The following is a 12,700-nucleotide window of genomic DNA, read 5'->3' as shown; positions in this document are numbered from 1 at the left end:
AGTTTTACTGTACCACCTCATTTTTTCCGTGTACCTCACGATCTTCGATTACCGCAGCTTCTAGTTCATCTATATAAAACTTTGCCTTTTCTTTTTTATATTTATGTACAAATTTATTTTTATTAGCATTGGCCTTAATATATGTAGAATCTGTCATCAGTGCACGTCCTCCCACCATCCGGTTCTCCGTCGCTTGCCTCACAATCTCATCAAAAATTTCTTCGAAAATATTTGTATGAATAAAACGGGTACGGCGATTCCAACTGATTGTAGAATGATCTGGAATAGTATCTGATAGAGAAAACCCTAAAAACCAACGGTAGGCGATATTCGTTTTAATCTCCTTTTCCAATTGACGCTCAGAACGAATACCATAAAAATATCCAATAAACATCATTTTGAATAAAACGATAGGATGGATTGACGGACGTCCATTGTTTTCACAGTAATAGGGGCGTAACTTCTCCTCAATAAAATCAAAACGAATTGTCGCTTCAATCGCACGAAGGAAATGATCTTGTGGAACTAACTCTTCTACAGAAACAGATACACGTTCATCACGATGATTTTTTAAAGCACCCATCATAAGAAATCTCTCCTTTTCCTCTTTTTTATCAGTGTTGACACATAAAAAGAGGTTCAGACACAAAAACAGGCTGTGGAGAAGACTTTCTCCACAGCCTGAAAAAACAACCGTCTAAGTAAGACGGTTGTTTTTTAATATTCAAAAGGTAGGTCTGAAGCTAGTTGTACCTCTTGATTGTTATGAGAAATTACTTGGTTTTTCTCTAAAGCTGTATCTCCTAATGAAATACCCCATGCCATCGCTAACGTTAATAGACTACCAATAAGTAGTTTTTTCATATTCCATCACCCATATTTTTTCTTTTAATATATCATGAAAATTTATCCATATCGTATGCAATTATGCATATCCATTTTTTAGGGTGTTTATCGGTTGATTTTATTTACGAGCGCCTCTTTATATGCATGCATTTCTAATATATCAAAAAAGAAACTTGCCTTCTTATATGCATCTTCAATCTCTGCCTCATCATGCTCCAACTTCTCTAGACACTCACCTCTTTGATAGTACAGCTGTCCAATTAATGCCATACTATTAATTCGGCACGATATTTCAATCGCCTTATTCACTTGATATAGGGCTTCTTCATATTGATTATCTAAGTATAATGCTTTTGCATGATTATACCTTACCTTCACATCAAATTCTTCGTTATCATGCAATGTTTCTAATTGCTTTAATATATCTTCAAATAACTCAATACTCTTTTTAAAATAGCCATTTTCAGCATAAATATTTGCAATTGCGTTTTCTATATACAGATTTTGATATACGTCTATTCCAGCTAGTTGTTGATTTAGCAATTTCTTTAATTCTAAAATACAATATTCATAATCAATTTTCTTCAATATGTAAGCTGCTACATGATATTGCCATTGAAGAAACTGTTGAAATTCAGGATGATATTCTTCCTTTTTCAACTCATTCCACACTCTAGTGTAAATTTCTTTATACTTTTTTTGCTTACAGAGTATAATAATTTGATCTTTAAACTGCTTTTTCCTCTCAATATCGGAATAAATGAGTACTTCATAAAAATGAATAATGGGAACTTGTAATTTTGCTGCTATACCTTGCAGTATATCCATACTTGGGTATACCGCGCCCGATTCAATTCGGCTCACTTCCGATTGATGACATATATTATCGGATAACTGTTTTTGTGTTAATCCCCTCATCGCCCTAATTTTCTTTATTTCACTTCCTAATTTTTCTGCGTGCATACTTACTCACCATCCCATTATAACAATCTAATTTTTTTCAAGTTGTCATACCACTACAATAATGTGAATTCGACAATTTTTGATATGAAATAATGCATAATATATATAAAATTCCGCAAATTCTTTGTGCAATTCATCTCACATACACTAGGAGTACTATAAAAAACCATTAGTACTTTCGTTACATCCAGTATTCTCTGTCCTTTATCAACAGAAGCTTTTCACACTTCAAAATTATATAGAAATGACGTAATCAGAACTGCCTACAGTTAATAAAATCCAATTCAAAAACCAACAACTTAATCCTACTATAACAAATTTTTTGTCGAAAAATGAAGTGAAATCTACGCTATGTAACGCACGAAAAATTCCAAACGATGCGATAAAAACGGTATTCTCTAGTAAAAACATCGTTTATAACAAAAAAGAAGTTTACCGACTATAGGTAAACTTCTTCTTATATCCATCCCTTTTCTTCCGCAATTGTAATTGCCTCAATTCTATTTTTCGCATCGAGTTTCGTTAATACTTCAGAAATATAATTACGTACTGTACCGGGTGAAAGATAAAGTGTCTTCGCAATTTCATTTGCCGTCTTTCCTTCTTTCGCAAGTAACAATACTTCTTTTTCACGATCTGATAACGGATTTTGTTCCTGCCATAAGCCGAACATTAAATCTTGAGAGACTTCTCGCTTTCCTTTCATTACATTACGAATTGCTGCCGCTAAATCTTCGCTCGGGCTATCCTTTAATAAATAACCTTGCACACCAGCTTTCATCGCTCTTTCAAAATAACCTGGTCGTGCAAACGTTGTTAATATCATTACTTTACATGATGATTTTTCTTTCTTTAAAGTTTCGGCAACATCTAAACCACTTTGAATCGGCATTTCAATATCCATAATACTTATATCAGGCTTTAGCGATTTTATTAATTGTAGCGCCTCTTCCCCATTCGCTGCTTGCCCAATTACTTCAATATCATCTTCTAGATCAAGCAGGGCCCCTAACGCGCCACGAAGCATTCGCTGATCTTCTGCAATAATAATTCGAATCATGCCCTCACCTCATCTTTTCCTGTTCTAATAACAACTGGAACTTTTACTGTTAACAGCGTTCCTGGATTGACTGTATCTAGTTCAACAAACCCATCAATAAGAGCAATTCTCTCTTTCATACCACGAATACCATTTCCATCATGATTTTGATCCGTTAAGCCGATTCCGTTATCTTCTACTTTCAAAATCAACTCACCTTGCGATTCTAATACAGAAACTGTGCAACGCGATGCCTTACTATGTTTTACAACGTTCGTCACTGCCTCACGTAAACACATTCCTACAATATTTTGTTCAATTGGTGATAACGAACTCGAACTTGCTTCCTGCTTCACCTCTAACTCAATATTAGCAGCTTGTAAAATCGCCTTTATTTGCTCCAGCTCTTCTTCTACTGTAATCATACGCATATCAGAAATTAACTCTCTTAACTGCTTTAAAGCTGTACGAGATGTTTGTGTAATTTCCTTTGCTTCCATACTTGCACGTTCTGGATTTTTCACAATTAACTTCTCCACGAGCTGACTTTTTAAAGTAATAAGAGATAACGTATGCCCTAACGTGTCGTGAAGATCCCTTGCAATTCGCTGCCGTTCTTCGCGTTTTACTAAATCTTTAATTTGCTCATTCGCTTCATTTAATTGATTCTTTAACATCTTTTTTTGATTAAAATTACGCATTCCAAATGGTGTAAGAAGCATTAAAATAAACATTGGAATGATGTTCACTAAACTTGGAATTGTTAGTTGGTTAATATTTATAAATATAAAAGCTCCTAGCATTACAACTAATAAACATAACAACACACGAAACGCTTTCTTATTTGGCGCAAATCCCATCGCACTGGCCGTGAAATATCCAAACAATATCATGAAAGGATTATAAAATAAAGCAAATAAAAAAGTGAGTATCATTTGAATACACGCCCACAAAATGAAGGTCTTTTGAACAAAATAAAGTTGACGGTATGTGACAGTGAAAACTATCAACATACCGATTCCTATTACCAGCTTCCATCCTGATTCTTGTGTTAAATTATAAATTGGAAATAGCAAATACACGAGCCACATATACGGGAAGAACCCCATATGTTTCGGGAAAATCTCAATCCTTTTCTTCTCTATCATTTATACCGCTTCCTGTCTTTTTCTTATATATATTGATACTACAACAAATATAAGGAAATAACCTCCTAGTACCGCGATATTTTCCCAACCAATTGACTTTCCAGCTACAATATCCCACGCACCACTTCCGAAATGATATGTTGGCGTCCATTCACCAATCGTTCTTAATATTTTGGGGAATATTTCAATTGGCATCCATAAACCGCCAAGAATCGCTAAGCACATATTTAAAATATTCGCTAAACCAGCAGCTGCATCTGCCTTCTTAATTGAACCTATTACTGTTCCGAGCGCTAAAAATGGTGTCACGCCTAATAATAACCATAACCCAGCACCAATCCATTGTCCTACTGTTAACTCGACGTTATTAATTAATATTCCTGCCATAAAAATCACGAAGATTGAAAAAGCATTCACTACTGTTTGAGCAATAATTTTAGCTGTTATATATGCACCCTCTGGAAGTGGTGGGATTTTTAAAAGGTGTGTCCACCCTTGCCCTTTTTCCTGAGAAAGTCTCACGCCGAAACTAAAAAGTGCAGTCCCTACAATACTGAAAGTCGCCATTGAAATTAAATAATGTGCTTTCCAAGCATCTCCGTTCTCTGGCACTTGAACTACATTTGTAAAGATGTAATAAAACATAACTGGCATTAATAATGAGAAAAAGATAAATAATTTATTACGAAACGTACGTAAAATTTCTATTTTGCACTGCATCCATAAAGCTTTCATGCGATTCCCTCCTTCTGATTTGCAACAAACTGCTCAAACGCTTCATCAAGACTTCCACGTTCAACTGAAATGTCCATAACAGGTAAATCTTTCTTGAAAATTGCTCGCAATGTCGCATCTGTATCATCCGTCGTTAAAATAATACGCGGTTCATGAGACTGAACCCCCGTCACATTTGGCAATCCTTTTAATAAAGCTGTCGGTATTTTCTCCGTTGCAACAAACGAAACTGTTTTTTGCGAGATTGTCGCTTTCATTTCATCCGGAGTACCATCTGCGATAATCTTTCCGTTCGCAAATAATAAAATTCGATCTGCTAACGCATCCGCTTCTTCTAAATAATGTGTTGTTAAAATAATCGTTTTCCCTTCACTTGCTAATTTTCTAATCGTTTCCCAAAACGTTTTTCGAGATGTTATGTCCATCCCTACAGTTGGTTCATCTAAAAATAACAAGTCTGGATTTCCTGCAAGTGCGAGCGCAAAATTTAACCTTCTTTTTTGACCGCCCGATAATTTCTCACATCTTTGCTTTCGTTCTGTTTCTAAGTTTGACAACTGCAGTAATGTTTCTTTCTCTACAGGATTCGTATAATAACTACGGAATAACTCGATTGCCTCTTCTACCGTGATGCTATCAATCACACTTACTTCTTGCAGCATCGCACCGAGGCTATTGCGAACCTCTCTATGCTTCGGACTCTTTCCAAATATGGAGATATTCCCTTCTGTTGGATCTTTTAATCCGAGCATCATTGAAATTGTCGTTGTTTTCCCCGCACCATTCGGTCCGAGTAATGCTACTATTTGCCCTTTATTCACATGAAATGAAACGTTATTTACTGCTTTTTTATGTTTAAATGTTTTAGAAACACCATTTACTTCAATAATCTTTTCCATCTCTCCACCCCCGCCGTTTCTTATATTTACATTGTACGCTCTGGAAAAGTTAGGAAACAGTATGATGCGTCATGACATCCATATGACAATTGTCATGTATTCTCTATGAGAGGAATCAACCCGCATACCGCACGCGAGTAGCAGTACAAAAACAAACATGATACAATCGGATAAGACATATATTCGAGGAAGGACAGTGGTTTTCATGATTATTCGTAATGAACAAGATTTAGAAGGTTTACGAAAAATCGGCCGCATCGTTGCACTTGCACGCGAAGAAATGAAAAAGCAAGCGAAGCCAGGTATGACAACGAAAGAGCTTGATTTAATTGGTAAAAAAGTATTAGACGAGAACGGTGCTATTTCAGCGCCTGAAAAAGAATATAAATTCCCAGGTGTAACTTGCATTAGTGTAAACGAAGAAGTTGCTCACGGTATTCCAGGCGATCGTGTATTAAAAGAAGGCGATTTAGTAAACGTAGACGTATCAGCAGCACTTGACGGCTATTATGCAGATACAGGTATCTCATTTGTTCTTGGAGAAGATGAAGAAAAAGAAAAGCTATGCCAAGCTGCAGTAGATGCATTTTGGGAAGCAATGAAAAAAATAAAAGCTGGATCAAAACAAAATCAAATTGGTCGTGCTGTTTCTAACTTTGCACATAAAAGTGGATATAACGTAATCCAAAACTTAACTGGTCATGGCATTGGCCTTAGTTTACACGAAGCTCCAAACCACATTTTAAGCTACTATGATCCAATGGATAATGCACTTCTAAAAGACGGTCTTGTTATCGCTGTAGAGCCATTCATCTCAATGAAAGCAGATCATATTATTGAGCGCGGTGATGATGGTTGGACATTCGTTACACCAGACAAAAGCCTTGTTGCACAATGTGAACATACAATCGTTGTAACACGCGGTGAACCGATTATTTTAACAGAAATATAATAAAAAACAGCCGTTTTGTAGATTCCTGCTACTGAAACGGCTGTTTTTTTATTATTTTTATGCATGTAAAAGCTTATATAAATAAAAAGGTGGTGCATCAAAGCATCACCTTTTTAACGGGGTGAGGCTGTCCAAAAGTACGGAAAACCTTTGAACAGCCTCGTATTTTCATATGGATGCCTTACATATATCACTGATGATAATTATGAAATGCGGAAACATAGTTACCATCATATGATTCAAACAAAAGAAAAGAAACCCTATAACGGATCTCTTTTCCCTACATAATCTAAAGTTTGGGTACACTAGATTCATGCAATGTAGGAGCCTTCAGAACAGAAAGCGATCCTTCATTTAAAATGATAGCATACATATATCCACTAAAAATATACAAATGTGCATATAGCGTTTTTTATTTCTCAACATACATTTATTGAAAATTCATACATATAAAGGTAAAATTAAGTCGTTATCCGTCTTCTTTTGTCAGTCAGAGAGAATAGAAGAATGGGAGAGGAAAAATGAGAAAATCACTGAAACAAAAAATAGTAAGCTCCTTGCTTGCTGTATCACTCGCCGTTAGCTTAGCTCCAATCGGACAAGTAAAAGCTGATTCCACGTCAGAAATTACACAGACTCCACCTATTACAAAACAAGTTGATGCAAGCCGCGTCATCGAGCATATCCGTTTCTTATCCGAAACAATCGGTCCCCGTCCAGGTGGTACAAAATCAGAAGAATGGGCCTCTCGCTACGTTGGTATGCAGCTTAAATCAATGGGATATGAAGTAGAATATCAACCCTTTCAAGTACCGGATCAATACGTTGGATTTATCGAATCACCATTAGGGACAAAGCGTAATTGGCAAGCTGGTGCTGCTCCAAATGCACTAATTTCTACAGAGGCTGTTACAGCTCCGCTTATCTTTGTTCAAGGTGGTACAAAATTGGACGATATTCCAAATGAGGTAAACGGAAAAATCGTTTTATTCGAAAGAGGTACGACAGTAGCAGATTATAATAAACAAGTTGAAAATGCTGTTAGTAAAGGGGCAAAAGGTGTTCTTTTATACAGCTTAATTGGAGGTCGTGGAAACTACGGACAAACCTTCAATCCCCCCTTAACTAAAAAGCAATCTATCCCTGTATTTGGTCTTGCTTATGCTCAAGGAAATGCGTTTAAAGAAGAAATCGCTAAAAAAGAGACAACAATGCTTTCCCTAAAAGCGAGACATGAATCTAATTTAACATCCCTAAATGTCATCGCTAAAAAGAAACCAAAAAATAGTACAGGTAATGAAAAAGCTGTTGTTGTAAGTTCACACTATGATAGTGTCGTTGGAGCACCTGGGGCAAATGATAATGCTTCTGGTACAGGATTAGTATTAGAATTAGCTCGTGCTTTTCAAAATGTAAAAACTGATAAAGAAATTCGTTTTATTGCTTTTGGTTCTGAGGAAACTAGCTTACTTGGCTCTGATTATTATGTTAATAGTCTGTCCCAAAAGGAACGCGATCGAATTTTAGGTGTCTTTAACGCAGACATGGTTGCAACAAATTATGATAAAGCAAAGAATTTATATGCAATGACTCCTGATGGATCAACGAACCTTGTAACAGATGCTGCCTTACAAGCAGGTAAACAATTAAATAATGATCTCGTTCTTCAAGGAAAATTCGGCTCTAGTGATCACGTACCATTTGCTGAAGTGGGCATTCCTTCTGCACTATTTATTTGGATGGGTGTCGATAGTTGGAATCCATTAATCTATCATATCGAAAAGGTATATCACACGCCTCAAGATAATGTATTTGAGAACATTTCACCAGAACGTATGAAAATGGCATTAGAAGTTATCGGAACTGGTGTTTATAACACCCTTCAAAAACCTGTTACTCAAACAGGTCAAAAAGCTGCTTAATACAGATCAAAAAAGGCAACCACATGTTATTGTGATTGCCTTTTTTGATCTGTATGTCTAGCTCTGCCTCCTAGCCCCTTCCGTCTAAGAACCTTCCCCATGAGAAGATAAACTGCATCTTCTGTGGAAAAGAACCTTAGCCTTCGGGACTAAACAGTCGGCTCCGCTTTTCTTTATTGTCCAGCTCCAGCGGCTAGAATACTCGGTGGCTTCGCGCCTTCTTCCGAGGCAAAGTGCGCCTCTCTGTCAGGAGCTCCATCCACCTCCTATTCTAAGCAAGCCGCTTCTGCTTTTCTTTATCCCGCATTAACGGGCAGTAAGACCCCCACCTCAAAATTCAGCGAAAGCAAAGAAGTTTGGTTGGGATCAACTGCCGTAAAAGCCCGATTGGTTCAACTAATAATCAGTGGGGGATAAACACCCCCCACTGATTAAAGTTTCACTGTATTACATTTTTTCTGGTGCAGATACTCCTACGATTGCTAATGCATTTTGAAGTGTAGTGCGTACTGCTTTCATTAATTCGTAACGAGCTTTACTTAATTCTAAGTTATCTTGGTTTAATACTTTTTCTGCATTGTAGAAGCTGTGTAATGCTGCTGCTAATTCAAATGCATAGCTTGTAATGCGGTGTGGCAGACGTTTTTGCGCTGCATCCGCAACTACAGCTGGGAATTCACCAAGTTTTTTCAGTAACTCTACTTCTTTCTCAGAAGTAACAAGTTTGTAATTCACGTCTCCGCCTGTAGCTAATCCTAACTCTTCACCTTGACGAAGGATACTGCATACGCGAGCATGAGCATATTGTGCATAGTATACTGGGTTTTCATTAGATTTTGATACAGCTAAGTCCATATCAAAGTCTAAATGAGAATCACCGCTACGCATTGCGAAGAAGTAACGCATTGCGTCCACGCCTACTTCTTCCATAAGCTCACGAAGTGTAACTGCTTTACCTGTACGCTTACTCATCTTCATTTTTTCACCATTTTGGTACAGTTGTACCATTTGGATGATTTCTACTTCAAGTGTTTCTTTATCGTAACCAAGTGCTTGAATAGCAGCTTTCATACGAGGAATGTAACCGTGGTGGTCAGCACCCCAAATGTTGATTAGCTTATCGAAACCACGCTCTAATTTATCACGGTGGTAAGCGATATCTGGCGTTAAGTATGTGTAAGAACCGTCGTTTTTAATTAATACACGGTTTTTGTCGTCACCGTAAGTCATAGAACGGAACCAAGTTGCACCGCCTTCTTCAAAGATCTCGTCACGCTCTTTTAATACTGCAAGTGCAGCATCAATTTTTCCGTTTTTGTATAATGATGTTTCTGAGAACCATACATCAAATTTAACACGGAAGCTTTCTAAGTCTTTTTGAAGTTTTGCTAATTCATATTTTAAACCGTATTCACGGTAGAATTCATAGCTTTCTTTCTCATCAGCTTTCGCATAACGATCGCCAAACTCTTCAGCTAAACGTTTACCGATTCCAATGATGTCCGCACCATGATAACCGTCTTCTGGCATTTCTTTCTCTAAGCCTAAAGCTTGCATGTAACGAGCTTCAACAGAAAGAGCTAAGTTATGAATTTGGTTACCAGCGTCATTAATGTAGTACTCACGAGATACATCGTATCCTGCTTTTGCTAATACGTTACATAAAGTGTCACCTACTGCCGCACCACGTGCATGTCCTAAGTGAAGGTCACCTGTTGGATTCGCAGATACGAACTCAATTTGTACTTTTTCACCTTTACCAGTATTCGTTTCACCGTAAGCTTCGCCAGCGTTAACGATTGTTGGGATTAAGTCTGTTAAGTAGCTATTATCCATGTAGAAGTTAATGAAACCAGGACCTGCGATTTCAATTTTTTCAATAGAAGCTTTTGCTTTATCGAAGTTTGCAACTAATTCTTCTGCAATCATACGAGGTGCTTTTTTCGCAACGCGTGCAAGTTGCATTGCCATATTTGTAGAGAAGTCACCATTTGTTTTATCTTTTGGAGATTCTAATACAACGTTTGGAATCTGTTCTTCTGTCGCTAATTCTGCCTTTAATACAGCAGCTTGAATTTCTTCTTTAATCAATCCTTTTACTTGTTCTAAAGAATTCATTATTTTGCCTCCTTCAAATTAATTGTAATTGTATATCTGCCAGCTTCTTGTTCGCTTAGAAGCAATGCGTACGTTAAGAAGAGTTGTCCTTTTTTCTTTTCATCCGACCATTTAAAAAGAACGTTATCAGTTTTCGTTTGCAACGCAAACGTACCAAGTTCACTCGTATACGTACCAGTTGTCCATTCACCTTTCACATGCGTCTGACGCATAGAAATAGCACCTGAACGCATAATGAGAACTTGTTCATCTTGGATTTTAATAATTGTTTTCACTTCGCCTTGTTCGTTCGGCTCTTGGAATGTTACGTATGTACCTTGACCTTTTACATAGTATTGACCACTTGCTTCAAAAGCAACGGTTTCCTTCCTCGCCCCTTCACGGATTTCTGTTACGAAATGAACGTGTACTGGCAAGCCTGCAAGTTGTTTCTTCACGTCTTGCACACCTTTCAAATGTTATAGATATTAAATACTACTTATAATAAATCACTTTTCCTATCATATCAAAAAAAGACTCTGTCTGTCTGCTGAAAAATCAGGAAAACTCCTTTTCAAAAAATAATTCACCTTCGCTTTATTTCATAGGATAAAATATTTTTAAAATCAAAATATTCTTTTATTTAAAGGAGGGAATTTGGTGCTACCAACAAAATTAAAAAAAGGTGATGAAATAAGGGTTATTTCACCATCTTGTAGTTTAAGTATTGTCTCAAATACGAACCGAGAGCTTGCTATAAAAAGATTAACCGATATGGGCTTCCAAGTTACATTCTCAGAATATGCTGAAGAGATAGATCGATTCGCTTCCTCTTCTATTTCTTCACGCGTTCAAGACCTCCACGAAGCATTTAGAAACCCTAATGTAAAAGGGATTTTAACGACACTTGGAGGATACAACTCTAATGGTTTATTAAAGCATCTCGATTACGATTTAATTCGAGAAAATCCGAAGTTTTTCTGTGGCTATTCTGATATTACCGCTTTAAATAATGCAATTTACACAAAAACAGGCTTAGTTACATATTCGGGACCTCACTTCTCTTCATTCGGAATGAAGAAAGGACTCGATTATACGACCGATTACTTTTTTAAATGCTTAACTTCTAATGATTCTATTGAAATTCTACCATCTGAAACGTGGAGCGATGATTCTTGGTATATAGATCAGGAAAATCGAGAATTTATTAAAAATGAAGGATATATTTCGATTCAAGAAGGAGAAGCTACAGGAGATATTATCGGCGGAAATATGAGCACTTTGAATTTACTACAAGGTACACCATATATGCCAAGCTTAAGAAATAAAGTTTTATTTCTTGAAGAAGATAGTTTAACAGGAAAAGCTACACTTAAAACTTTCGATCGATATTTACATTCTCTTATGCAGCAAACTGATTTTGAATACGTAAAAGGCATCGTTATAGGAAGAATGCAACAAGGAGCAGAATGTATGATAGAGGACATTCAAGAAATGATTGCTTCAAAGCCTGAACTTGCACATATCCCTATTATTGCGAATGCAAGTTTCGGACATACAACTCCAATCTTTACTTTCCCAATTGGTGGACGTGCAAAAATCATTTCTAATAAAAAAAATTCAGCTATCACTATTTTAACGCACTAAAAAAGGAGCGAACGATTCGCTCCTTTTATGGTTTTTCTATTTTTTGCAACGCTTTTTGCGGGATTGATTCTTTCGGGATTTCAGCCCATCCTTTTCCCTGCATACCTTTTGCATAAATTTTTATAAAAGTACCCGTATGCAATTCACGGTTCACCATTCTTTTAATAACTTGTAGCTTTCCATCTTCTGTATACCCTTTAAATGTATACAAATATTCATCGTCTTTTTTCTCACTTTTATCTATAACAGCATAATAATCTTGTATTTCTTTATTTGAAAAGAAGTTGTCTACAAAAGCATGCACACCTTCTGTTTTTGTGTTTAAATAATACGCTGTTCCTCCTAAAATAATGGCGAACACAGCTAAAACTTTAATTACCAATTTCATAAATGCGCCTCCTGTTTGCACTGCTTTCTCACTAACCGTATGTCTATACCTGTATTATACGAAA

Annotated in this window: 12 protein-coding genes and 2 pseudogenes; 4 read left to right on the top strand and 10 right to left on the bottom strand. The window is 36.6% G+C overall.

Annotated elements, in window-relative coordinates; genetic code table 11:
- Window positions 1-13 precede the first annotated feature (13 nt).
- The 3 genes and pseudogenes from CDB3_RS23790 to plcR form a co-directional block, all read right to left on the bottom strand.
- Window positions 14-586, bottom strand: a pseudogene (locus CDB3_RS23790) (transposase); the annotation flags it as partial.
- A 131-nt stretch (window positions 587-717) separates the two neighbouring features.
- Window positions 718-864 (bottom strand): quorum-sensing peptide PapR, encoded by a 147-nt coding sequence (gene papR / locus CDB3_RS23785; protein WP_128856187.1) that lies wholly within the window; start codon window positions 862-864, stop codon window positions 718-720.
- An 87-nt stretch (window positions 865-951) separates the two neighbouring features.
- A complete protein-coding gene (gene plcR / locus CDB3_RS23780; protein ID WP_128856186.1) occupies window positions 952-1,809 on the bottom strand; it encodes a transcriptional regulator PlcR in 858 nt (285 codons plus the stop codon).
- A 259-nt stretch (window positions 1,810-2,068) separates the two neighbouring features.
- On the opposite strand from plcR, the pseudogene CDB3_RS32580 reads away from it, so the two are divergent.
- Window positions 2,069-2,245 (top strand): annotated as a pseudogene (locus CDB3_RS32580) (bacillolysin); the annotation flags it as partial.
- Between the two features lie 21 nt (window positions 2,246-2,266).
- On the opposite strand, the gene CDB3_RS23775 reads toward CDB3_RS32580, so the two are convergent.
- Genes CDB3_RS23775 through CDB3_RS23760 form a run of 4 tightly spaced genes read right to left on the bottom strand, consistent with a single transcriptional unit; the run spans window position 2,267 to window position 5,630 of the window.
- Window positions 2,267-2,869, bottom strand: coding sequence for a response regulator transcription factor (locus CDB3_RS23775; RefSeq protein ID WP_128856185.1), 603 nt, complete (start codon window positions 2,867-2,869; stop codon window positions 2,267-2,269).
- Window positions 2,866-3,996 carry a sensor histidine kinase gene (locus CDB3_RS23770; protein ID WP_128856184.1) on the bottom strand — a complete coding sequence of 377 codons (1,131 nt, stop codon included), beginning with the start codon at window positions 3,994-3,996 and terminating at the stop codon, window positions 2,866-2,868. Before CDB3_RS23770 ends, CDB3_RS23775 begins: the two co-directional genes overlap by 4 nt.
- Window positions 3,997-4,731 (bottom strand): ABC transporter permease, encoded by a 735-nt coding sequence (locus CDB3_RS23765; protein WP_128856183.1) that lies wholly within the window; start codon window positions 4,729-4,731, stop codon window positions 3,997-3,999. It lies immediately after the preceding gene.
- Entirely contained in the window at window positions 4,728-5,630 is a 903-nt protein-coding gene (locus CDB3_RS23760) for an ABC transporter ATP-binding protein (protein ID WP_128856182.1), read from the bottom strand. The genes CDB3_RS23765 and CDB3_RS23760 overlap by 4 nt, the downstream gene beginning before the upstream one ends.
- Window positions 5,631-5,787: 157 nt before the next feature.
- On the opposite strand from CDB3_RS23760, the gene map reads away from it, so the two are divergent.
- Window positions 5,788-6,582 carry a type I methionyl aminopeptidase gene (gene map, locus CDB3_RS23755; protein WP_128856181.1) on the top strand — a complete coding sequence of 265 codons (795 nt, stop codon included), beginning with the start codon at window positions 5,788-5,790 and terminating at the stop codon, window positions 6,580-6,582.
- A gap of 521 nt (window positions 6,583-7,103) precedes the next feature.
- Entirely contained in the window at window positions 7,104-8,504 is a 1,401-nt protein-coding gene (locus CDB3_RS23750) for a M28 family metallopeptidase (protein ID WP_128856180.1), read from the top strand.
- A gap of 447 nt (window positions 8,505-8,951) precedes the next feature.
- On the opposite strand, the gene argS is transcribed toward CDB3_RS23750, so the two are convergent.
- On the bottom strand, window positions 8,952-10,622 hold the full coding sequence (gene argS / locus CDB3_RS23745; protein WP_128856179.1) for an arginine--tRNA ligase: 1,671 nt from the start codon (window positions 10,620-10,622) through the stop codon (window positions 8,952-8,954).
- Window positions 10,622-11,059, bottom strand: coding sequence for a YwiB family protein (locus CDB3_RS23740; RefSeq protein WP_128856178.1), 438 nt, complete (start codon window positions 11,057-11,059; stop codon window positions 10,622-10,624). Before CDB3_RS23740 ends, argS begins: the two co-directional genes overlap by 1 nt.
- A gap of 202 nt (window positions 11,060-11,261) precedes the next feature.
- Here CDB3_RS23740 and CDB3_RS23735 point away from each other — a divergent pair, with 202 nt between their 5' ends.
- Window positions 11,262-12,248: a S66 family peptidase gene (locus CDB3_RS23735; protein WP_128856177.1), complete on the top strand. Its 987-nt coding sequence runs from the start codon at window positions 11,262-11,264 to the stop codon at window positions 12,246-12,248.
- Window positions 12,249-12,273: 25 nt separating this feature from the next.
- On the opposite strand, the gene CDB3_RS23730 is transcribed toward CDB3_RS23735, so the two are convergent.
- Complete coding sequence (locus tag CDB3_RS23730) at window positions 12,274-12,636, bottom strand: YxeA family protein (RefSeq protein WP_128856176.1); 363 nt, start codon at window positions 12,634-12,636, stop codon at window positions 12,274-12,276.
- Between the last annotated feature and the right edge of the window lie 64 nt (window positions 12,637-12,700).

Origin of the sequence: Bacillus sp. CDB3 (assembly GCF_002081505.1) — a bacterium.
Taxonomy (GTDB): Bacteria; Bacillota; Bacilli; order Bacillales; family Bacillaceae_G; genus Bacillus_A; species Bacillus_A cereus_AT.
This window is presented reverse-complemented; position numbering and strand designations above follow the sequence as displayed.

What these genes read in the sequence shown, in the direction of transcription:
- CDB3_RS23765 (WP_128856183.1), bottom strand. Translation starts at nt 4,731, where the DNA reads ATGAAAGCTTTATGGATGCAGTGCAAAATAGAAATTTTACGTACGTTT.
- CDB3_RS23760 (WP_128856182.1), bottom strand. Translation starts at nt 5,630, where the DNA reads ATGGAAAAGATTATTGAAGTAAATGGTGTTTCTAAAACATTTAAACAT.
- CDB3_RS23750 (WP_128856180.1), top strand. Translation starts at nt 7,104, where the DNA reads ATGAGAAAATCACTGAAACAAAAAATAGTAAGCTCCTTGCTTGCTGTA.
- CDB3_RS23770 (WP_128856184.1), bottom strand. Translation starts at nt 3,996, where the DNA reads ATGATAGAGAAGAAAAGGATTGAGATTTTCCCGAAACATATGGGGTTC.
- CDB3_RS23775 (WP_128856185.1), bottom strand. Translation starts at nt 2,869, where the DNA reads ATGATTCGAATTATTATTGCAGAAGATCAGCGAATGCTTCGTGGCGCG.
- plcR (WP_128856186.1), bottom strand. Translation starts at nt 1,809, where the DNA reads ATGCACGCAGAAAAATTAGGAAGTGAAATAAAGAAAATTAGGGCGATG.
- papR (WP_128856187.1), bottom strand. Translation starts at nt 864, where the DNA reads ATGAAAAAACTACTTATTGGTAGTCTATTAACGTTAGCGATGGCATGG.
- CDB3_RS23730 (WP_128856176.1), bottom strand. Translation starts at nt 12,636, where the DNA reads ATGAAATTGGTAATTAAAGTTTTAGCTGTGTTCGCCATTATTTTAGGA.
- argS (WP_128856179.1), bottom strand. Translation starts at nt 10,622, where the DNA reads ATGAATTCTTTAGAACAAGTAAAAGGATTGATTAAAGAAGAAATTCAA.
- map (WP_128856181.1), top strand. Translation starts at nt 5,788, where the DNA reads ATGATACAATCGGATAAGACATATATTCGAGGAAGGACAGTGGTTTTC.